The organism is Salinispira pacifica (assembly GCF_000507245.1).
Classification (GTDB): domain Bacteria; phylum Spirochaetota; class Spirochaetia; order DSM-27196; family Salinispiraceae; genus Salinispira; species Salinispira pacifica.
Genome location: NC_023035.1, coordinates 2,702,623 through 2,724,794, shown reverse-complemented (window position 1 = coordinate 2,724,794; position 22,172 = coordinate 2,702,623). Strand labels below are relative to the sequence as shown.

17 protein-coding genes are annotated in these 22,172 nt (G+C 52.7%); 16 read left to right on the top strand and 1 reads right to left on the bottom strand.

What is annotated here, in order from left to right; genetic code table 11:
• The first annotated feature begins 29 nt into the window (after positions 1–29).
• From L21SP2_RS12010 to L21SP2_RS17405, 16 genes are all read left to right on the top strand, one after another.
• On the top strand, positions 30–1,964 hold the full coding sequence (locus L21SP2_RS12010) for a malate synthase (RefSeq protein ID WP_024268799.1): 1,935 nt from the start codon (positions 30–32) through the stop codon (positions 1,962–1,964).
• A gap of 10 nt (positions 1,965–1,974) precedes the next feature.
• Positions 1,975–4,521 (top strand): isocitrate lyase/phosphoenolpyruvate mutase family protein, encoded by a 2,547-nt coding sequence (locus tag L21SP2_RS19065; protein ID WP_024268798.1) that lies wholly within the window; start codon positions 1,975–1,977, stop codon positions 4,519–4,521.
• 94 nt (positions 4,522–4,615) lie between these two features.
• Positions 4,616–6,892, top strand: coding sequence for a histidine kinase dimerization/phosphoacceptor domain -containing protein (locus L21SP2_RS17410; RefSeq protein WP_024268797.1), 2,277 nt, complete (start codon positions 4,616–4,618; stop codon positions 6,890–6,892).
• Between the two features lie 38 nt (positions 6,893–6,930).
• A complete protein-coding gene (locus tag L21SP2_RS11995; protein ID WP_024268796.1) occupies positions 6,931–8,646 on the top strand; it encodes a methyl-accepting chemotaxis protein in 1,716 nt (571 codons plus the stop codon).
• Positions 8,647–8,772: 126 nt separating this feature from the next.
• A complete protein-coding gene (locus tag L21SP2_RS11990) occupies positions 8,773–9,312 on the top strand; it encodes a chemotaxis protein CheW (protein ID WP_024268795.1) in 540 nt (179 codons plus the stop codon).
• Positions 9,281–9,793 carry a J domain-containing protein gene (locus L21SP2_RS11985; protein ID WP_041401539.1) on the top strand — a complete coding sequence of 171 codons (513 nt, stop codon included), beginning with the start codon at positions 9,281–9,283 and terminating at the stop codon, positions 9,791–9,793. Before L21SP2_RS11990 ends, L21SP2_RS11985 begins: the two co-directional genes overlap by 32 nt.
• Complete coding sequence (locus tag L21SP2_RS11980) at positions 9,790–10,770, top strand: nucleotide-binding protein (protein ID WP_024268793.1); 981 nt, start codon at positions 9,790–9,792, stop codon at positions 10,768–10,770. Before L21SP2_RS11985 ends, L21SP2_RS11980 begins: the two co-directional genes overlap by 4 nt.
• A gap of 110 nt (positions 10,771–10,880) precedes the next feature.
• Positions 10,881–12,275, top strand: a complete 1,395-nt coding sequence (locus tag L21SP2_RS11975; RefSeq protein WP_024268792.1) for a methyl-accepting chemotaxis protein — start codon at positions 10,881–10,883, stop codon at positions 12,273–12,275.
• A 31-nt stretch (positions 12,276–12,306) separates the two neighbouring features.
• A complete protein-coding gene (locus tag L21SP2_RS11970; RefSeq protein WP_024268791.1) occupies positions 12,307–12,672 on the top strand; it encodes a response regulator in 366 nt (121 codons plus the stop codon).
• 99 nt (positions 12,673–12,771) lie between these two features.
• Complete coding sequence (locus L21SP2_RS11965) at positions 12,772–15,525, top strand: chemotaxis protein CheA (protein ID WP_024268789.1); 2,754 nt, start codon at positions 12,772–12,774, stop codon at positions 15,523–15,525.
• Between the two features lie 28 nt (positions 15,526–15,553).
• Entirely contained in the window at positions 15,554–16,381 is an 828-nt protein-coding gene (locus L21SP2_RS11960; protein WP_244437927.1) for a CheR family methyltransferase, read from the top strand.
• Between the two features lies 1 nt (position 16,382).
• The gene (locus L21SP2_RS11955) at positions 16,383–17,441 is read left to right on the top strand and encodes a protein-glutamate methylesterase/protein-glutamine glutaminase (RefSeq protein ID WP_024268787.1); all 1,059 of its coding nucleotides are present in this window, start codon (positions 16,383–16,385) and stop codon (positions 17,439–17,441) included.
• Positions 17,442–17,468: 27 nt separating this feature from the next.
• Positions 17,469–17,918, top strand: coding sequence for a chemotaxis protein CheD (locus L21SP2_RS11950; protein ID WP_244437926.1), 450 nt, complete (start codon positions 17,469–17,471; stop codon positions 17,916–17,918).
• A 9-nt stretch (positions 17,919–17,927) separates the two neighbouring features.
• Complete coding sequence (locus L21SP2_RS11945; protein WP_024268785.1) at positions 17,928–18,302, top strand: response regulator; 375 nt, start codon at positions 17,928–17,930, stop codon at positions 18,300–18,302.
• Positions 18,299–18,751, top strand: a complete 453-nt coding sequence (locus tag L21SP2_RS11940; protein WP_024268784.1) for a chemotaxis protein CheX — start codon at positions 18,299–18,301, stop codon at positions 18,749–18,751. Before L21SP2_RS11945 ends, L21SP2_RS11940 begins: the two co-directional genes overlap by 4 nt.
• A 39-nt stretch (positions 18,752–18,790) precedes the next feature.
• Positions 18,791–21,184, top strand: coding sequence for a methyl-accepting chemotaxis protein (locus L21SP2_RS17405; RefSeq protein WP_024268783.1), 2,394 nt, complete (start codon positions 18,791–18,793; stop codon positions 21,182–21,184).
• 54 nt (positions 21,185–21,238) lie between these two features.
• Here L21SP2_RS17405 and L21SP2_RS11930 read toward each other — a convergent pair whose 3' ends face one another.
• A complete protein-coding gene (locus tag L21SP2_RS11930) occupies positions 21,239–22,114 on the bottom strand; it encodes an AraC family transcriptional regulator (protein WP_024268782.1) in 876 nt (291 codons plus the stop codon).
• Positions 22,115–22,172: the final 58 nt, after the last annotated feature.

Here is a 22,172-nt window from a genome sequence, read left to right as displayed (position 1 = left end):
CCGGGAGTGCAGGTGAACGAGGAGGTCATATGTTTACGTCCATGGTACGGGGTGCGACCCCGGTGTTCCGTCGGGCCGCCCTGGAAGGGTATCCGGATATTTTTACGGCACAGACCAGAAAGGTGCTCGCCGCATTGTCGGGGTTCGAACCGCGGCGCCGGGAATTGATGAACCTGCGAATGGAAAGAAGGCTCAAGCGCCACCGGCTGGGAGGCGCTGAATCCTCCCCGGCGTTCAGGGACCCGGAGGAACAGATCGGCAGCAGCGGCCTCCGGGTGGGAGATGCCCGGGAAGGAAATTTCGCGGGATCGGAGATACCCCATGATCTGCGCCGCCAGTGGATACAGGGAACCGGACCTGCCGCCCGGCCCCGGGAAGATGAACTCCAGGGCCTGCGGAATGTTGCCTACGCCCTGCTGTCCGGCGCCGACGGCTGGATGTTTGACGGAGAAGATGCCCTGGGGCAGCGGGGATTTATGTCTCTTGATAATCAGCGGAACCTGAAGCTGGCAATTCAACGGGATCCCCGGTTTCTTGAAACCGCCGAACAGGTATCTTTGGAGATGAACCGATGGTCCCGGGACTTCTTCGGCAGGGATATTATTCAGAACTGGCACACAGCGATGAATTTCACCACAAGAATATTCCGGGTCCGGGGACTCCACCTTGCGGACAGACATGTGGGCACCCAGGAAGGGGAACTTTCCGCCGGTATCTGCGATGCGGTGCTGTATCTGGTAAACAACCACCGGACCCTTCTCAGGGAAAACCGCAGTTTGGTTCTCTATCTTCCGAAAATACAGACCGCAGAGGAAGCCCTGCTCTGGAATGATATTCTGGATGCCCTGGAGGATGAGCTGGAACTGCCCCGGGGAACGGTGAAGGTGTATGTGCTGGTGGAGCAGCTGGAAGCTGCATTTCAGCTCATGGAGATCCGTGCAGTCCTGGGCAGCCATTTTGTGGGATTCAACACCGGACGCTGGGATTACATCAATTCAGTATCCGATGCTTTGGCAGGTAACCGCGACTTTCTTAATCCCGACATTGAGTCGGTAACCATGACCTATCCCTACATGGCGGCGTATGAGGACAGGGTGCGCCGGGCTGTGAACACATCAGACAGAAACGGAAACTTCGCCCTTTGGCAGGGAGGCATGGAGCCCAATATTCCGGTGGGAAACCCCCAGGCCGTAACAAGGGGAATGGAAAAAGCCCTTGCAGGGGCCCGGCGGGAGCAGCAGGCAGGTGCAAGCGGAAAATGGGTGGCCCACTGGAAGATGGTTCATGTAATCAGGCCGGTATGGCAGGAGGCCGGAGAAGATAATCAGCTGGGCAGACAGTTTCCGCCCCTCAGCTATGATGATGCTTCGGCGGAAGAATTACTCCGGCTTGAGGAGGCACCCCGAACCCTCAGAGGAGTGCGGAACCTTGTGAGTGTGGCCATGCAGTATGGAAATGCCTTCGCCCAGGGGTTTCAGGCTGCGGCGTTAAAACCCGGAGAGGATTTCCAGGACCAGTCGGTGCTCTATCTCATGGAAGATGCGGCAACCGGAGAAATCCGAATGAGCATCCTGTGGGAGTGGATTCATAAAAACGCCCGCTTCACCCATGACGATGAGCAGGGGGGAGTCAAAAGCGGGGATCTCATTGACGCCCGGTTGGTGAACCGGATTATCCAGACCGAGTTTGAGCGCCTGCAGAAGGCCGATCCCAGAAATGTACATGAGAAATCCAAGCACACAACATTGCCGGTGGTGCGCAGGATCATCCGCCGCTACCTGGAATCGGAACGGAAAATTCCCTGGTATATAGATCTGTTGAATCTCTGCCTGCATGTAACCGAACCTGAAGCGGCTGAGAAACGGCTGGATCTCTACCTGAAAGAATTGGAGAACAACCGGCGCTATACCGCCAATCCGGAACTGGAAACCGGGGACATGGCGGAAGAAGCAGAAATTTCGTGAGGAGATACGAATGAATATTCAAAGCAAACACCCCGAAAAAGAAACAGAAAAACGCACAGAAAAAGAAACAGAAAAACGGGCAGAAGCACAAACAACAGAGCGGGAGCAAGAACCCGGCAATGAAAAAACCATTCCTCAACACAGGAGCACTGCCCATCCTTCCAATATGGTTTCCGGAGCCCCGGGTGAGGGACGGAGCGGCAACCTGGAAACCCCTGAGGCGGAAATTCAGGAGATTCGGGATTTTATGGAGGTTCCCCGGTTTCAGGAAATTACCAGGCTCTATTCTCCTTTCCAGGTGTGGCAGCAGAGGGGCAGTATAGCAACCGACTATCCTGTTGCCCGGAATGCCGCCACAGGTTTTTTTACTTTGCTCCGTGACAAATTCCGCAAGGGTGAGTCAATAACCACCTTCGGACCGTACTCCCCCGGGCAGGCGGTTGCCATGAAGCGGAAAGGAATTGAAGCCATATATCTCGGCGGCTGGGCGACCTCCGCCAAGGGATCGGAGAGCGAGGACCCTGGAGCCGACCTTGCCGCATATCCCTTAAGCCGGGTACCCCGGGAGGCGGCGGCCGTTGTGCGGGCGCTCCTCAGTGCCGATAAAAACCAGCGCTATGCCCTCTCGGTGAACATGCAAAAAAGGGGTGTGGAACCAGGCCATGCTGCGGCGGAGGCCCGGCATGTTGATTTCAGCCCCTTTATAATCGCGGATGCGGATACCGGACACGGAGGGGACGCTCATGTGAGAAATCTGATCCGCCGCTTTGTTGAGGCTGGAGTGCCCGGATATCATATTGAAGACCAGCGTCCCGGAACCAAAAAATGCGGTCACCAGGGCGGAAAAGTGCTGGTATCAGTGGATGAACAGATTAAGAGACTGAATGCTGCCAGGTTTCAGCTGGATATAATGGGGGTGCCGGGAATTATCGTGGCCCGAAGCGATGCGGAAGCTGCCACCCTGCTGGATAACAACAAGGACGGCCGGGACCATCCGTTTATTCTGGGGGCGTTAAACATGGAAATTCCCCCGTATTCGAACTGCTATGTGGCACTCATGAGGGAGCTGCACTGTCTGGGGCTCCGGGATGTACTGGGACACCGGCTGTATATGCTCAGCGATGAAGAAGAAGCTCAGGCCCGGGCCTGGCTGGACGGGTCCGGTGTACTTTCACGGGCCGAGGAAGCCATTGCGGCCTCAACCATCTCCTCCAGCGGGGCACAGCGGTCCTCTCAGGAAGAGGAAGAGATCATCACAAACAGTGACGACGTTTTCGACGGCATTCTGGATATGTTTGTGGAAAGCTGGGAAAAAGATGCGGTACTGAAAACCTATCCGGAGGCAGTGCGGGACCGCATCCGTTCACGGAATGCGGAGATGGATGATGGAAGTATGAGCGAAGAGGACTGGATGAGGTATGCGGGGTCTGTTTCTTTCCCGCAGGCCCGGGCCAAAGCTCGGGAAATGGGTGTTGACTGTCCCTGGGACTGGGAAAAATCCCGGACCACCGAAGGCTACTATCAGGTGAGAGGCGGTATCGAATATGCCATCCGCAAGTCCCTGGCTGTGGCTCCCTTCGCAGATATCCTCTGGATGGAAACGAAAACCGCCGACCTTGCAGATGCCCGGAAATTTGCCCGGGCAGTTCATGAACGATACCCCGGGAAAATGCTGGCGTATAATCTTTCTCCTTCATTTAACTGGGATACCACCGGCATGAGTGACGACGAAATGCGGGATTTCCCCCTGGAAATCGGCAAGCTGGGTTTTGTGTTTAATTTCATCACCTACGGAGGTCATCAGATAGACGGTCTTGCAGCAGAGGATTTTTCCACCGCCCTGGTGGAGGATGGAATGCTGGGACTGGCCAGACTTCAGCGGAAGTTCCGCCTTCTCAACTCGCCCTATACCACCCCCCAGACCCTGGTGGGCGGGCCCAGACTGGATGCTGCCCTTGCTGCTTCCAGCGGCAGAACTGCAACCACCAAAGCCATGGGTAAAGGCTCCACCCAGTTTCAGCATCTGAAGCATACGGAGCTCCCCCTCAGTGTACTTGACAGCTGGCTGGCAGAGTGGGCGGCAATACATCGCAAGGATGCCCGGTTGAGGTGCAGGCTCAGACCCATCCGCTCGGGAAGCGAGATCCTGCAGCTGAGGGTGGAGGATCAAAACTTGCAGCTTATTGCGGATGTGGTATTCACAACCATGCAGGACCGCAGGGGAAGGAATATTCTGGTTGTCAGGGATCAGAACAGCCACGAGCCTTCTCTCAGGAAAAAGCGGCTGATGACGCTGGTTCAGCTTTACCTTATTACCCGGTATGAAAGCCATACGCTTCACTATGTGACACCCAACGATATGAACCGCATACAGACGGAAAAAATGATGGCCATGGGACTGTTTACTGAGGTGAAAGAGGAGATCGGAGATATTATCGTGGGAAGGGTTAATCGGGAATTTGTCCGGGGAATCACCGGAGGACAGGAGAATGGAGGTTCTGAAAGAAGCACTCCTGATCACATATTGCTTCGGGATTCCCAGCCCACCGTAAGCTGAAAGAAAAGAAAAAAACCGCCGGATGCCGGGTTGTGGACTATACTAATAGCTGAGATCAGGCCTTAACGCTGAGAACTGACTATTGGAGTATGCAATGATCCACGGCCCGGTGCGCCGACGGCAGTTACGCATCCTTGTATCTGTGTTTCTCATTCTGGTCACAGGTTCCGGTGCGGCTCCGGCGGTATATGCTCAAACGGATGAAGATCTTCCGGTGATTCAGGTGTATATTCTCCTGAACAGCACTGCCTCGGCAGCCTGGACGGAACGCTTTACCCATGAGTTCCTCAGCGCTTCCCTGGATGTGGCGGATTACCGGATCAGGGTAATACAGATGCACCTTGATCTGCCTTTGGGTGACGAGGATCCTGAACCCATTCTTTCATATATCCGCTGGCAGTTTGAAAAGAGTCCTCCGGATGTGATTATACCGGTTTTCAGCAGCATGTCGGAATTTGTCAATGACCATGCGGGGATATTTTCCGGAGCCAGCCCGGCGGAAATACCCGGCGAGCAACCCGGCAGTCCATCAATACTCTTCCTGGGACCTGACCGGCAGCTGATTCCCAGGCTTGAAAACATGCCCAATGCGAAGGTGTTTCCCGCAGCCCGGCCCCAGGCGATCCGGGAAACCTTCGATGTTATTTTTCAGCTTCTCCCCGAAACCGGAAAGATTGTGGTAATCAGCGGCGCCGAAGATAGTTCCCGGCGAATAGCAGATGATATTATGATGATATTCCGCAACAGGTATCCTCAGATTGCTTCGGAAAACTGGGTGGGTCTCAGCGAGAATGAAATGTACGGCAGAATTACCCGTCAGCCCAGGGGGACGGTTCTCTTCTATAACAGCATGATCAGCGATTCATACGGCAACCGTTACATTAATTTTCATTTGATCAACAGGATCTCCGAATTTTCCCCGTTTCCGGTTTTTTCCTATTACGACGGAGTGTTCGGCAGGGGAATCGTGGGTGGACAGATGGTGAGTGCCGATTTGACCGCTGCAAAACTCCTGGATGCGGTGCTTGATATGGGCAGTGACCACGCCGATCAGCCTCCGCCCGATGCACATATCAGAAATGGATACCTTTCAGGAATAGTTCTTGACCAGCGTCAGCTCAGGCGCTGGTCCATACCCCGGCACAGGATTCCATCTGATGCCCTCATAATGTACCGGGAAGATAATATCCTCAGGGATTACCGCTATGAGGTTCTGGGTGCCTCAGGGGTGTTCATCATCCTCCTTGTTTCCGCCATGGGCTTGTTTTTCAACAGGCGAAGACTCCAGATTACCAAGGACTCTCTGGAGGCAGCCCTTTCCCAGTTAAAATCCATCAGCAAAAGCCTCACAGGGGGGATGGTGTTTCAGCTGATATCAGATGAGAGCGGCCATATGCAGGTTACATTTGTTTCGGATTCAGTTCATGAGCTATATAATTTCGGTCTGAAAGAATTGCGGGAAAGACCCGAGTTGATGTATGAAAATATCCATCCGGATGATCTGCCGGGACTTCTTCAGGCCGAAAAAGCTGCAGCCCGGGACATGAAGGTGATGACCTGCGAGATCCGGATACGAAACCCCGACGGAAGCTACCGATGGTCGGCTCTGGTAAGTACTCCCACCCGGCTTACCGACGGACGCATCCGCTGGGACGGGCTGGAGTTTATCATTACCCAGCGGAAACAGACAGAAGAGGCCCTCAGCCGTTCTCTTGAAGAGAAGAATGTTCTCATCCGGGAGCTGTATCATCGCACGAAAAACACCCTGCAGCAGATCCGTTCCCTCATTACCCTTCAGGCGGAGACCTATCCTGACAATGACGATCTGAAATCCATGGTGAAGGAGACCGAGACCCGGATTCAGAGCATAGCCCTGGTTCAGCAGATGCTCTATTCCAGCGGCGATTTATCCCATGTGTCGGCACGGGAATACATCCCCGAGCTCTGCAAGACCGTACTCAGAAGCTACAGCGAACAGGCAGCGCGGATCACTCTGGAGCTGGAGCTTGAAGACGTCCGTTTCCTGTTCGACGAGCTGATCCCTCTGGGACTGATCATCAATGAGCTTCTCACCAATGCCTGCAAGTACGCCTTCCCTCTTCCCGAGGGAAAAGCTGCTGCGGCTGCCGGGCAAGGAATAGTACAGGTGAAGCTGCAGCATCTGGATGAAAGAACGGTTCTGATCCGGGTGAAGGATAATGGCGCCGGTGTAGAATCGGGATTTTCACTCCTAGGTAACGCCGGGCTGGGGCTGGCCCTGGTGCAGAGCATCGGGGAGGGCCAGCTTGGAGGAACCATTGCGTATGAGAGCTCTGAAGGCTTCGGGGTCAGCATCGAATTTCCCATCAACAGCTACGAAACCCGGGTGTGAGCTGTTGCACTGTCCCTGGGAATGCATAGAATTAAAGTATGCGGGAAGTTCCAAAGGGAAAATATCTCAAAATACGCAATATATTCTCAACCCTTTACTGGGGGCTGATAATCGTTGTTCAGGCGGCCTCCGGGGTGCTGCTTCTTTTCCGGGCAGCAGTTGTACCGGCGGGAATTTTGCTCCCATTGATCATCGGGGATCTCCTGACTGTCGGTATTATTCGCCGCCAATCTGTATCGGTTCGCCGCCGTCACAGAATCAGTTTCGTACTGGGAACCGCAGGACTGCTTATATCCTGGTTTTTCGTCCAGGCAGGGGCCGGCGGCATTGAAGGACTCATTTCCCTACTGCTTCTGAATATGCTGGTGATTCCTCTGGTATATTTTGCCGATTACCCCGGGAGATACAGTGTATTTTTTACGCTTTTTTCCTGCGCAGCCTTGGCAGCAACATACGTTACCTCTTCAGAGCTGATGACTGAACCTCTGCTCTATGTCGGCAGTGGGGCAGGCATGCTGCTGTATTCCCTTATTTTTTTCCTTCATTACCATTTTTTCCGACGCCACATGGTGAAGTACCGGAAAACGGCCATTTTGGCCAGTCTTGCAAACCGGGATATTATTCATATTCATGCAAAACTGAAAAGCCATGCTCTTCTCGGGCGAGCCATCGAAGACGAAACGGCAGATGTTTTCCGGGTTACTAAGAATACCTACAGCAAGCTGGAAGGGATGATAGATCTGCTGAGCATGCTGAATCTCTACACCGTGGAGAGCGGAGAAATTCAGGAGCAGCTGGAGAAAAAGAGGGATGCACTGAATGAAACGATTGTTGAGCAGAACGGTAATATCCGCAACTCAGCTGATATCATCAGCAGGCTGAACTCCGAGATCAGTTCCGTTACCGGGGATTTCGAAGGGAAACGGCGTGAGCTGGCTCTGCTTGAAGAAAAAGGTGCGGAAGGCGAGCTTGTGTTCAGGGAAGTGCAGGAATCAAATCAGCGCTTTGAAGAAAGCTCAGGTAAAATGTTTGATATGATATCCATCATTGATGACATTGCAGACCGGACCCATCTTCTGGCAATCAACTCTGCAATTGAGGCTGCCGGAGCCGGCGAGGCCGGGGCAGGGTTTGCGGTTCTGGCAGGGGAGATCCGTCAGCTGGCCCAGGAGGCCCGGCAGAATACCGTGAGAATTCGTGAGACGGTGAATGAAAACATGCAAACCATTCAGAAAAATATAGAAAACAACACGAAGGCCCAAACCACTCTTTCGGAAATTGTTCAAACCATTCTCCAGGTGCGCCGAACCCTGGAAGAAGGGGTGGCAACCCTTACCGGCGTGAGTTCTTCCGCAGCTGATATGGAGGAGGATTTTTCCCTGATCCTGGAACGTTCCAGGCTGGTGGATTCATCTCTGGAGGAAATGGAAAGGGCAATTTCCTCGGAGGTGGAAAAAACCCGGGAAATCACCGGGCTGAGCGGGAAAATCGATGAGGATATTGCAGAAGTAATCCAACAGACCGAATCAGTGGAGGAGCAGATTACGAAGCTTAGAGAATCGGGGACACTTAACCAGGGAACCATTGCAGATATCCGCCGCTACCTGTTTGACGCCCACCGGAAAATCAAGCAGGAGCTGCAGGATGCGAAAAATCCCCCGGGACACATCACCTATCTCCAATCCCTGCTGAACTCTGCAATGAAGCCGAGAGAATGGGAGCTGGAGGAGCTGGATAATGACGGAGATGAATAAGGTCCTTTCCCGGCGATTTTGCATTATGCAGTTTCATGAGTAATACTATACAACAGGATCCCCGCCGGTATGCCGTGGTGAAATCATTCCGAATCACCCGGGTTCCGGCAATTTGAGGAGAGTGTCATGTCGGATATCAAACAGACCAAACGTGAAAATGATGATGAAATGTTTCTGGTGGATGACGACGATGATTCTACCCAACAGAATAAATATCTTCTGTTTCAACTGGGTGAGGAAGCCTACGGTCTCAATATAATGACCGTGACGGATATCATCGAACTGCAGAAAATCACCAAAGTTCCCGATCTGCCGGATTTCATCCGGGGAATCATAAACCTCCGGGGAAGAATTATTCCGGTAATGGATTTACGGATCCGGTTCAACATGCCTGAGAGAGAGTATGATGACAGGACCTGCATTATTATTGTGGGGCTGGATCAGGGATCCATCGGGTTTATCGTGGATACCGTGAATGAAGTGCAGGACATCCTCCCCAAGGACATTGATCCGCCCCCTTCTTTCAAGTCGGGGAGCGTTCGGGAACGTTACATTCAGGGACTGGGAAAAGTTCAGGATCAGGTGAAAATTCTTCTTGATGTGGAAAAAGTAGTAGGAAACGAGGAACTTCTTGATGCCGAGCAGTACGAAAATATCGACGCTTGAGCTGCTCAGAGACGTAAGAGAGGTTTTCGGCAGCAGCGTGAAGGTGGACAGTTCGTTTTTGACTACTCTCAATTCCTCCAGGCTGAAAGCGGCCTATCGCAGACGGGTGAAGGATCGGCATCCCGATTCCTCCGTCGGGAGCAGTGAATCTTTTATCATTCTTCGTAACTCGTATGAGCGCCTTCTGGATTATCTGGATAATGGTACAGATACCCGCCTTGAAGAAGCAGGTTCACCGCCTGCACCACCTCCCGGAGATATTCCGGGGGTGCACCTGCCTTTAGGCCAGTTTCTTCTCTACAGCGGCCGGATCCAGTGGAAACAGCTGGTGGAAGCCCTCTGCTGGCGGCGTACATCTAAAGGTCCCATCGGCAGATATTTTCTGAAGGAGGGGCTCATGACTCCCCGGGAACTGAACGACCTTCTCCTGAGGCAATATCGGCATAACCGGAAATACAGCAAGGGCGGTGGCAGGATATGACCCGGATAATTCCCATCGCAAGCGGCAAGGGCGGAGTTGGTAAAACGCTGATCTCCGCTTCCCTGGGACATCTCATTGCCAGCAGGGGCCACACCGTTGTTCTGGTTGATCTTGACCTGGGCGGGGCCAATCTTCACAGCTGTGTGGGTGTTCCCAACAATAACCCGGGAATAGGAAACTACATCAATGGCAGTGTATCCAATCTGGAAGATCTGATTGTGGACACCCGGTATTCCCGGCTCTATTTTATTCCCGGAGATCAGATGATACCCGGCGCTGCCAATCTTCCCTATTACCGGAAGGTGGGAATTATCAGGGATTTGGGCAGACTGGTTGCCGATTATGTCATTCTGGATCTGGGCGCCGGCGCTTCCTATAATACCGTGGACTTTTTTTTGTCGTCTCCCCGGGGGATTGTGGTCACCAGTGCGGAACCCACCGCCATTCTCAACGCCTACGGTTTTGTGAAAGCGGCCTGCTACCGGCTGATACTCCGGGCATTCCCCCGGAAAAGCCCCGAGCGGCAACGGGTTCATGAGTATCTCAGTTCCCGAATTGAAGGATCGCAGCTGAGCTTCAACGGTTTGCTCAGGGAGCTGGGCAGCATATCCACTGAATCGGAAAACCATGCACGGGAACTCATGGAAGGACTGGGGTACAGGGTGATTATCAATATGGGGCGATCAGGTGATGATATTGATCTCGGAGCCCGTCTGCGTCAGGTTACCCGGAAAAATGTGGGGATCAGCCTGGAGTACATCGGGTATGTTCCCCGGTATGAGGATAGTTATAAATCCATTCTATCAAAAAAACCCTTAAGCGCATTCGACCCTGAATGCCCCGCCTCGGTGAGCCTGGGTCACATTGCAGGAAGAATCATTAAAGGCAATGATCTCGCCCAGCCAGGCCTGTATGATGCGGATGAAGATCTGGACGGTCTGAAAGATGAACTTGAACAGATAGCAGCCGGACCTTGAACCTAATCTGAATAGACATTCGGTTTGAAATTTCATGTTCCATCCCTGATACTTTAAATACACGTGAAAACAGAGATTATATTGGTACATATGTTTACAGGAATAATTGAATGGTGATAATCGCACTCGGCTCAGTTTTGCTTCTCTCGAATCTGCTCCTTCTGTTCTTCGGAGGAACCTTCTTTCAGCTCATTCCTTCTGCAGCAAGCGCTATTCTGATATTTCTTGCCCTAAGAGAATACCGCCGTAGACATCAGGCGGGAGAGAGGGCACACAGTTCTCCGGAAGGTCATATGGATATGAAGGCTCACGGGGATGCTCATGAGCTGCCGCCGGAGTACGGTCCCGGGCATTCCCGGCGATGGGACCCTTCTGACAATACCGGAGTGAACGGTTCAGCGTCATCTGCCGCTCTGTCTGACACATCTGCCGCTCTGTCTGTCATAAAAGATACCCCGGGCCCGGAAGATTCTCCGGGGGAGCAGTCCGGGGAGGCATGGCGGAAGGCCCTGGAGGAATTCACCGTTCTCTCCCGTCTGCTGGAGATTACTTCGGGTTCAACCAGAAGTCTTGCAGGACTCATGGATAATTCTTCGGAGGGTTCAACCGCCTCGGCCATTGAGCAGGTATTTACCATAGCCGATCAAAGCCACGATGTGAGCAGAAATATCAGCGAACTTCTTATGAACATCAACAGCGGCGACCAAAGCCTTGAAAAAAATATTCAGGGATTAACCGAGGAACTGGCCCTGAACGATCAGCTGAGCAGCGAATTCCATCTCATACAGAAGAACCTCCAGGAAATTGTCCGGGATATGCAAGAAACCCGGAAGACTGTAAACGGCTTCGCCAGTGAAATGAATGAGATTGCCGAGCAGACCAATATTCTGGCCATTAACACCGCCATAGAAGCCGCCCGGGCCGGAGAAGCGGGAAGGGGCTTTGCGGTGATCGCCTCGGAAATTCAGAAGCTTGCGGGAACCAGCCAGGAATTCGTAGGGAAGCTGAATACGGTGATGATCAACTCGGTGAAGGAATCCGGCGCCCGGCTGGACCGTCAGAACGAGGTAATTCAGAGTTCAATCGAACGAATGGAGAACAACCAGCAGGAGCTCCACAAAATGATTCAAATTCTGAACAGTCAGAACCAGGGTGTTCAGGAGGGTGTGGGGCTGATCCAGGGCTTATCGGACACGGTCACCTCGTCCCTGGATTCCATTATCCGGGATCTGCAATATCAGGATGCGGGTTCCCAGATTCTCAGCCATATTGTGTCCATCGTGGAGTTATTCAGGGATGAGCTTGAACTGAGTACATCCAAGATCCGGAAAAATGAGGCTGACGAGGGTGATCTGCAGCATGAGGAGAGGGTTCGGAACTTTCACTCGATGATTGCATCCCTTCTCACTGTGAAAGAAGAATACTCGGTGCTGGGGCTTGAATTCAAGGAAGATGAAGCAAGCGGTAAAGATCCTGAGCTCAGCGGCGATGTAACGCTGTTCTGACAGGAATTCATAAAAAACAGGAGTAGCTACTATGACAGTTGTATGTGTTGATGATTCGGCCACCATCAGGATGCTGGTGAAAAAATCTCTTGAGAAGAACGGGTTTCTGGTGAGAGATGCCCAGGACGGACAGGATGCCCTGAACAAGCTCAATGAAGATCCCGATGCAGACCTTTTTATTGTGGATGTGAATATGCCCAATATGGACGGGTTTTCCTTCGTCCGGGAGATCAAGAAAGACGACCGTTTCTCCTCCAAACCTGTCATTTTTCTCACCACCGAGGCGGGAGCTGACAAAAAACAGGCCGGGAAAGAACTGGGGGTGAATGGTTGGATGGTGAAACCCTTTGAAGAGCAATCGCTGCTGAAGATTATTAATATGTTCACGTCATCCTGATTGTCGGAGGTTCACCGCGCCCGGGCCGGAATAACCGGCAGTGACGGTGAGCGGAATACTGCGGAAATATATTGTTGAAGCTGGAGAGAGTTGGAAAACATGAGTCCGAACGAGCTGCTTGCACACATAAAAGATTTTGAACCCGGTGATCTTCTTGCGGGAGCGGAGATTGTAGATGTCGTGAACAGTCTCGACCCGGACAGTCCCGGGAGCAATGAGATAAGTATGCTCAGGGATCAGATCATTCTCCTTGCCACCGGCAGAGCGAATGATCCCCGTGAACTGAAAGACCGGATCATCCGCCAGCTGGAGGGATCTGAAAGCGCTGCGTACCGTGAACCCGCCACATCCCCCGAAGAAGGGGCGTCCCCTCCTTCCCGGGCTTCCGATGATGAGCCCGGAATTTCCGAAGAAACCGAAGAAACCAAAGACGGCGAAGACGCCGGAGAATCGTCTGTTGATATGGACGTACTCGCGTCTTTTCTGGCTGAGGGCAGAAATCATCTGGATGATATAGAAGAGCGAATTCTCAGCTTTGAAAACAGCGGAGACCGTGCCATTGTTGAGGAGATCTTCCGGGCAATGCACACCATCAAAGGGGTTTCCTCCTTTCTGGATCTTCCGCGGATTCAGAGCCTTTCCCACAGCATGGAATATCTTCTGGAGGATTTACGCCTGGGCCAGATATCCATGGATGCGGATCTGGCGGATCTTCTCCTTGAGGGAACCGATCTTCTTGCTGCTCAGTTGGATGAAATCCAGGAATGGTATGATGCACAAAACGGAAAGCCTGCGAAAACCATACCCGGCAGCACATTGCCTGTGGACGGTATTATCGCAAGGCTTGAGTCCCGGAGGGCCCGGGCCCCGGGTGATCCGGAAGATGCCGGTCATACGGCCGGAAGTACATCCGGAGGGAAAACGAGCGGTACTGCACCGGCGGATGCTCCGTTTCATATTTTCACACCGTCGCCGCCGGTCATTCCCGAAGGATATGGGGAGCTTTTTGACGAACAGATGCTTGGAGGGTTTATCTCCGAGAGCAGCGATCTTCTTGATCGGGTGGAAAACGGTCTGCTGAATCTGGAGCCTGGAGAGGATGCCTCGGAATCCATCGATGAGGCGTTCCGGGCCATCCATACGGTGAAGGGCAATGCCGGATTCTTCCAGTATGCCGATGCGGAAACCCTCTGCATGGATCTGGAAAGCTTCCTGGACACCTTCCGGGGTTCCGGGAAGACTCTGGAGCAGGACGACATCTCTATTGTTCTGAAAACCGTGGATGCCATCCGCAGCGGTCTGGTTCTTCCCCGGGAATCAACTGCTGCTGCTGCTGAAATCCCGACTGCCTACGGTTCGGCCGGCCCTGGAACATCAGCTGAGCGCTCTGACGGAAGCCCCGGAGAACGGGAGCCGACGTCTGCAGCAACCGGGGCCTCCCCCGGAGATAGCCGATTTCAGCAGGAGAATATCGAACTGGGTCAAATCCTGATCGATATGAAGCTGGTGGAGCAGGAGCAGGTGGATGAAGCCCTTCAGCAGCAGGATATGAAAGTTGGGGAGATACTTGTTCAGAAGGGGCTTGTGAAAGAGTCGGACATAGCCGCAGCCCTGGAGCGTCAGGGAAAACAGGTTCCCGCTGAAAAGCAGCTTGCAAAGGGAAAGAAACATGCCCGGCAGGATATCCGGGTGGACACCGGCAGACTTGACAGATTGTTCAACCTGGTGGGTGAACTGATCACCGCCGAGTCCATGGTTCTGCATAACGAAGATCTGGAAGGGCTTAACCTGGAAAATTTCAACCGGGCTGCGGGATCCCTGAATAAAATCACCCGGGAAATACAGGAATTAACCATGTCCATCAGGATGATTCCCCTGGATGGGCTTTTCAATAAAATGCGCAGACTGGTGAGGGACCTCAGCCGGAAATTTTCCAAAGATATCCATCTGCATATCAGCGGTGAAGATACGGAGATGGACAGAAATGTGATCGATGAAATATCCGATCCCCTGGTTCATATTATCCGCAATGCAATTGACCATGGCATTGAAACCGCCGCCGATCGCCGCAGCAGTGGAAAGAATGGAGCAGGAAACCTTACTCTATCGGCCCGCTATGAAGGCAATGAGATCTGGATCTCAATTATCGATGACGGTAAGGGATTGAATCGCCGGAAAATCCTGGACAAAGGCCTGGAGAAGGGGATTATTGCCGATCAGGGCGATGATCTCGGCGATGAAGAGGTGTTCAATCTCATATTCGAGCCCGGGTTCTCCACTGCCGCTCAGCTGTCGGAAATTTCCGGCAGAGGCGTGGGAATGGATGTGGTGAAAAAAAATATCGAGAAACTCAGAGGGAAGGTGAGTATCAGCTCGGTGGAAGGAGAAGGGACAGAGTTCATTTTAAAAATCCCCCTCACTCTGGCCATTATCGACGGCATTGTGTTCACCGTTCAGGACTCTCTGTTTTCTCTTCCACTCACCGACATTATTGAGTTTCACAATCCCCGATCCTCTGAGCTGGTGCAGACCGAAACGGGCCGCTACGTGCTGAAGATCAGGAACGAACTGTTTCCGGTTGTTGATCTGGTCTCTTTTTATGAACTGGGAGATGGGGATCCGGAGTCAGAACCTGCAGAGTTGGATAACGGAATCATGATCATCACCCAGGCTCATCAGCAGAAAATCGCCATCCGGGTAGACGGCATTATGGGTAACTATCAGCAGGTTCTTAAAGCGCTGCCCGAATACATGGGAGATGTGCGGGCGGTTTCCGGCTGCAGCATTATGGGCAGCGGCGAAGTCTGTCTGATCATCGACAGCGCAGCGTTGATCAAAGCGAATCTTGAGTAGGATGGAGGGGTCATAGTTGGGCGGAATTGTGAGCATCCAAAAACATGAATTCCAGGAAATATCCTCAATGGTATACAGCAACTTCGGTATCCATCTTACGGAAAAGAAGATGAGCCTGGTCCAGGGCCGGCTCAACAAGGTGCTCAGGGAAAAGGGGTATGACAGTTTCTCCCGCTATTTTCAGGATATCAAAACCGATGACACCGGCATGATGCTGATTGAACTCATCGATAAAATATCAACCAATCACACATATTTTTTCCGGGAAACAGGACATTTCGAACTTCTTAACTCCCATATTCTCAATGATATCGACCAGCGTTTTCTCAATGGAGATCCCGCAGCGTACCGCATGTGGTGCGCCGGATGTGCCACCGGGGAAGAGGCTTACACCCTGGCGATGGTACTCAGGGAACACTTTCCAGGGCTGCCTGAGAAACCCCGGCATCCCCTGATTCTTGCCACCGATATCAGCACCAAGGCCCTGGGCGCAGCTATCCGGGGGCGGTATGAAAAGAAGAAGCTTGAGATGGTTCCCAACCATCTGGTGAACAAATATTTCACAGCCCACAGCGACGGCGGATATATGGCAAAAGACAGCCTGAAAAATCTCATACTCTTCAAGCGCCTGAATTTTATTGATGATCAATTCCCCTTCAAGGGACGGTTTCATGTGATTTTCTGCCGTAATGTGATGATTTACTTTGACCAGGATACCCGCCGGAATCTGGTAAAGAAATTTCACGACTTTCTGGTACCCCGTGGATATCTCTGTATCGGTCATAGCGAATCAATAACCAGAACCAATACCGAGTTTGAATTTATCGCACCGGCGGCGTATCAGCGGAGGATGTAGAATGAGCAGGATCCGAGTGTTGGTGGTGGATGATTCCGCCATGGCCCGACAGATCATAGAAAAAGGACTCTCGTCAGATCCGGAAATTGAGATTGTGGGAACCGCCGCAGATGTGTTTCAGGCCAGGGATCTCATCGTATACCGTGAGCCGGATGTGATTACCCTGGATGTGGAGATGCCCAAAATGGACGGTGTGGAATTCCTGCGCCGATTCATGCCCCAGAAGCCGGTTCCCGTGGTGATGGTTTCGGCCATGACAGGGCCCGGGGCCCGGATTACCCTGGAAGCCCTGGAATACGGGGCCGTGGATTTTGTGCTCAAACCGTCCACATCTTTCGGCGTGGGGCTGAAAGAGATGATCGATACCCTTATTGATAAAGTGAAGGCTGCATCCCGGGTCGATGTTTCATCATGGAAGAACCGCAAAGTTCAGGCCCCGGCCGGCAGCCGGCAGAGGGTTCTGGTGGGCGGTACCGATAAAATTCTCGCCATGGGAGCCAGCACCGGCGGCACCGTGGCCCTGCGGCAAATTCTCCAGGCCTTCCCTGCCGATATGCCCGGGACGGTGATCGTACAGCATATGCCGCCGACCTTCACCAGAATGTTCGCGGAAAAGCTGGACGAAGTCTGCAAGGTGAACGTGAAAGAGGCCGCCGACGGCGACCGAATTCTCCGGGGGCAGGTTCTGGTAGCCCCGGGAGCCAGGCACATGGAAGTCAAACGCTCGGGAGGGCGCTATGAAGTGCGGCTCTCCCAAGGCGAGAAAGTGAACGGACATATTCCCTCTGCGGATGTGCTGTTTAATTCATTGGCTTCCAGTGCAGGCGGCAATGTTCTGGGGGTGATCCTCACCGGAATGGGAGGCGATGGCGCACGGGGTCTTCTGGAGATTCGCAAGGCAGGAGGACGAACCCTGGGACAGGACAGGGACAGTTCAGTTGTGTACGGCATGCCCCAGGTGGCCATGGAGCTGGGAGCGGTTGAGAAGCAGCTTCCCCTTCATCTTATGGTGGACGGAATCATACAAAGTTTTCAGGAAATGCAGAAGGCGGAAAAATAGATGCGCTTGGATGTTGGAATTGGTGAAATGAAGGTGTCAGCCTCGCCCCAGGATATTATCAAAACCTATGCGTTGGGCTCCTGTGTTGCGGTGCTGGCGTATGATCCCGATGCCCGGGTGGGCGGCATGGTGCACATTGCTCTGCCCGAATCCAAGGTGAATCCGGAAAAAGCCCGGAAGACTCCAGGCTACTTTGCTGATACGGGATTGCCCAGGCTGGTTGATGAAATGAGAAAGAAGGGGGCGCATCCGAAAAATATCAGAATAAAGCTTGCAGGAGGAGCGAGCATTATGGATGAGAAAAAAACCTTTGATATCGGAAGGAGAAATGTTGTAGCAACGAAGCGCTTTCTCTGGATGAACGGATTGGGGGTAATAAAGGAAGATACCGGCGGCAAGATCAGCCGAACGGTTGCCCTGCATATACAGGACGGAGAGGTGGTTCTCTCCAATGCAAAAAATCAGTGGAATCTCTAGGAGGGAAGGATGAATTTATCCCGGATAATGGTTGTTGATGACTCGAATACATCGAGGATGATTATTAAGCGCTGTTTTCAGATGGCCGGAGAGTCGGATATTGAGTTTGTTGAGGCGGAGGACGGCCTGGACGCCCTGACCCTCCTTGAAACGGAAAAGGTGGATCTGGTGGTTTCGGATATTAAGATGCCCAAAATGGACGGTACCACCTTCATTAAAAAGATCCGAAGCCATGACAGCATTAAGGATCTTCCGGTCCTGGTTATTTCATCCCTGGGAAACGAGGCGTTGGAAGAAGAGCTCTCAGCCTTCAAAATCGAAGGAATTCTCAAGAAACCCCTATCACCCCAGAAGGTGTCCGAGTTTCTGGAGAAGATGAAATGATTTCTCATGACACGGTGAAAGACGCCATGCTTCGGGCAATAGAAGAAACTTTTCTCAATATGGCCTTTCTGGATGTGATGCCCTCACAGAGCAGGGAAATATCCCCGAAGGTGAGTCAATTAATCTACATCGATATTACCAGACCGGTGAGGGGAATGCTTCTTCTGTATCTCCCTCTTGAACTGAAGCAGAAAATTGCAGAGACCATTCACAGCGGCTCCTGGGAGGATTTGACCCCCCGGCAGATTGATGACTGCCTGCTTGAGGTGTTGAACGTACTGGCGGGGAATTTTCTTCTGGAGCTTCTGGGGCAAAACACGAAGTATAACATCTCATTTCCTCAGATTGTATTTGATGAGGAAGAATTCGAGCATACCGAAGATTTTCACGATTTCTTTTTCGATGCCGAAGGAAACATATTTCAGGCCTCCGTCCGTCTGGAAGAATAGCAGGTTCACGGCCGGGTCGGAGCAAACAAGGAGCAGACTATGACAATGCGTACAAAAATCACCTCGGGGTTTATCGCGGTAATTGCGGTGTTTCTTCTGGCGGTGATTCTCAGCGTACTCTCCCTCATGGAGGCGTCCGACGGGTTCACCCAGTACCGGACCCTTGCCAGACATTCCAATCTGGCAGGCGAGCTGCAGGCGAATATGCTTATGGCGCGGATGAATGTGAAGGATTTTATTATCCAGGGAGATGAAGCCGAGTACCGGGAGTATCAGGAGTATTTTGATGAGATGGAACGGGACATGGCCCAGGCGAAGACAGAGATTACCGAGCCTGAGCGTCAGGCTCAAATTCAGGAGGCCGACTCCCGGGTTGCCAGCTACGGCCAGGCCTTCACCCGACTTCATGACGAAGTGAACACCATTGAAGATCTGCTTGAAAACAGCATTAAGGTGCTGGGCACCAGGGCGGAGAGCAATCTTACAGAAATCCTCACAACATCCGAAGCCGACGACGATATGGATGCAGCCTATGAGGCCTCAATGGCGTTACGTTCCCTGCTGCTTGCAGAATTGCATGTGATTGAATATGTGGAGGACAGCAGTAACGAGAGCTATGCCACTGCTGTCCGGAATGAACTTGGCACCGCAGAAGAATATTTGAACAGCATGAATGGTCTGTTGAATGACTCACGCCGATTGCAGCTGCTTTCACGAACCGGTGAACTGGTTGGAGAGTACGAAGATGCATTTGAGCAAATATATCGGTCTCTTCAAAACAGGGATGATCTGCTGGACAACCAGCTGGATGTCCTGGGTCCGGAAATCGCCCAGGATGTGGATGAAGTGAAGCTGTCATTAATCGCCGAGCAGGATGAGCTGGGCCCGAGACTCCAGGCCAATAACCGGCGAACCATGATCCTGGTGATCATTCTCTCGGCGGCTGCTGTGGTGATCGGGGTGATCATCGCATTGTACACCACAGTGAGCATTCTCCGGCAGCTGGGTGCAGATCCCGCCGTCATAGATACAATCATGAATACTATTTCCAAGGGCGATCTGGAGATTGAGCATACCAGCAAGCGTTCACCGGAAGGAGTCTATCTCTCGGTTCTGCAGATGGTTGAATCCCTGCGATACAAGGCGGACAGAATTGAACAGTTTGCGGCGGGTGATTTCAGTGTGGAAATCAATTTATCCAGCGAACGGGATAGTCTTGGATCTTCTCTTCAGAAAATGAAAGCGTCGCTGAATGAGCTGCTCAGCAAGGTGAACATTGCCGTCAGCCAGGTGAGTACCGGAAGTGATCAGGTATCGGAATCCAGCCAGGCCTTGTCACAGGGCGCCACCGAACAGGCCAGCTCCCTGGAGGAAATATCCGCATCCCTGAACCAAATTAATACCCAGGCCCAGCAAAATGCGGATAATGCCAAAGAGGCCAACGGCATTGCCTCCCAGGCATCAGACAGCGCCGGAGAAGGTTCCCAGAGAATGGAACAGCTGGTTCAGGCCATGGCGGATATCAACAATTCATCAGAACAGATCCGTCAGGTAGTGAAGGTCATAGATGACATAGCGTTCCAGATTAATCTTCTGGCCCTGAATGCCAACGTGGAAGCTGCCCGTGCGGGCAAATACGGAAAAGGCTTCGGTGTGGTTGCCGAGGAAGTGCGGAATCTGGCAACCCGGAGTGCCGAAGCGGTGAAGGAAACCACCGAGATGGTGGACAGTTCCATCTCTTCTATTGAGCGGGGAAACACTGCCGCCGAACAAACCGCTGATCAGCTCAGCAGAATCGTTGAAGGGGTGAACAAGGTTACCGCCTTCCTTGGAGAAATCGCCACCGCCAGCAACGAACAGGCCCTGGGGATCGATCAGATATCCGAAGGGCTGGACCAGATCGGGGAAGTGACCCAGTCCAACACCGCCAGCGCAGAGGAAAGTGCTGCGGCAGCTGAAGAGCTTGCATCACAGTCCAACGAACTCAAGGCAATGATCTCCATGTTCAAACTGGAAAAAACCCGGCAGCCCAGGCTGATCGAAGCGGGCGCGGGCAAATCAACACCCCGCACTGGATCTGGAACGCCGGGCGGTTCGGGAAACTCCAGCCCCTACGGCGGATCCCGAAGTTTTGACAGGGGCAATTCCCGTACTGAAAGTCATGGAAACCGGACTGTTTCAGCAGGAAGCGGGGCTGGCCGTGCCGGGAACGGGTCAAGCCATCCAGCCGGGGCGGCGAATCCGGGGCCGAAACCGGTGGACGCAGTGCCCGGAATGCCGGTGGGTCCGCTGCCGCTCCGGACTGGGGACGCCCGGGACGTTCCGGAGGCTCAGGAGGCTCGGGAGGCGGGAAAGCCGCCGGCACGGGCAGCGGAGAAGGTTCCGGCAGCTATGGAAACAACGACATCAGCCCCGAAGAGATTATCAGACTGAATGACGATGAGTTTGAAGACTTCTAGGCATAGCCGGAACAAGCCCTGAGGGGTATCACTCTGTGGTATTTGAGGGGTTGGAGCGGTCGTTGAGGTAAATAATCGACTCGTGTTCCGGGCTTTCCCCGATAATTTGCCGGTATCTGTTTCGGTACTGCCGGGGTGAGTAGCCGGTATGCTCCTTGAAGCTTCGGGAGAAGTGGAATTCGGAGTTGAACTGGAGCCGGTCGGCAATGGAATATATGAGGCGGTCGCTGGAAATCAGCATGCTGGTGGCCGCCTCAATACGGAGTTTCTTCAGGTATTTCATGGGTGTTGTACGCAGCTTGTGCCGGAACAGGCGAATGGTGTATTCCTCTGAAAGATTAAGGTGTCGTGCAAGGGCGGGCAGATTCGTTTTTGCGAACACCCGATGCTGCAGAAATCTCAATGCTTTTTCCACATGGGCGTTTTCCGCATTTCCCAGGTTCATCTGCTTCTCCCGGGAAGCCAGTACATAGATAAAAGAAACCAGCTGATGTATGGCGGACCGTCTGATGTAGGAGTTGGGAGAGAGGGTTTTTTCCCGAAGTTCTTCAAAGAAAAACCGGTACCCATCCCCGATGGCGTGTTTTCGGTTCCATCGGATCTCATCTGCGAAAAGTTCCTGAATTTCTTCATCTTCCCTCCCCAATTGCATGAGAATTGCATAGTAGGTAACAGGATGGCTTACATTGCTGGTTTCAATACGGTGTTTCACCCCGGGAGGTGAAATAAAGAGGCTGCCCGGTTCAAGGGAATACTTCCGGGAGCCGTTGAGGAAACTGCCTTCTCCGCCCAGAAAATAGTGAATTTCGTACTCGTCAGCACCGTGGAAATGGTAGCGCCCGTGCCAGTCGATATCCTCGGGTTCTTGCAGATGATACACGAATACTGCGTCCTTGATATGCATATGTCAATAATATGTATGTTTTATCACTCCTGTCTATGGATTTCCCTGATATTCCGCC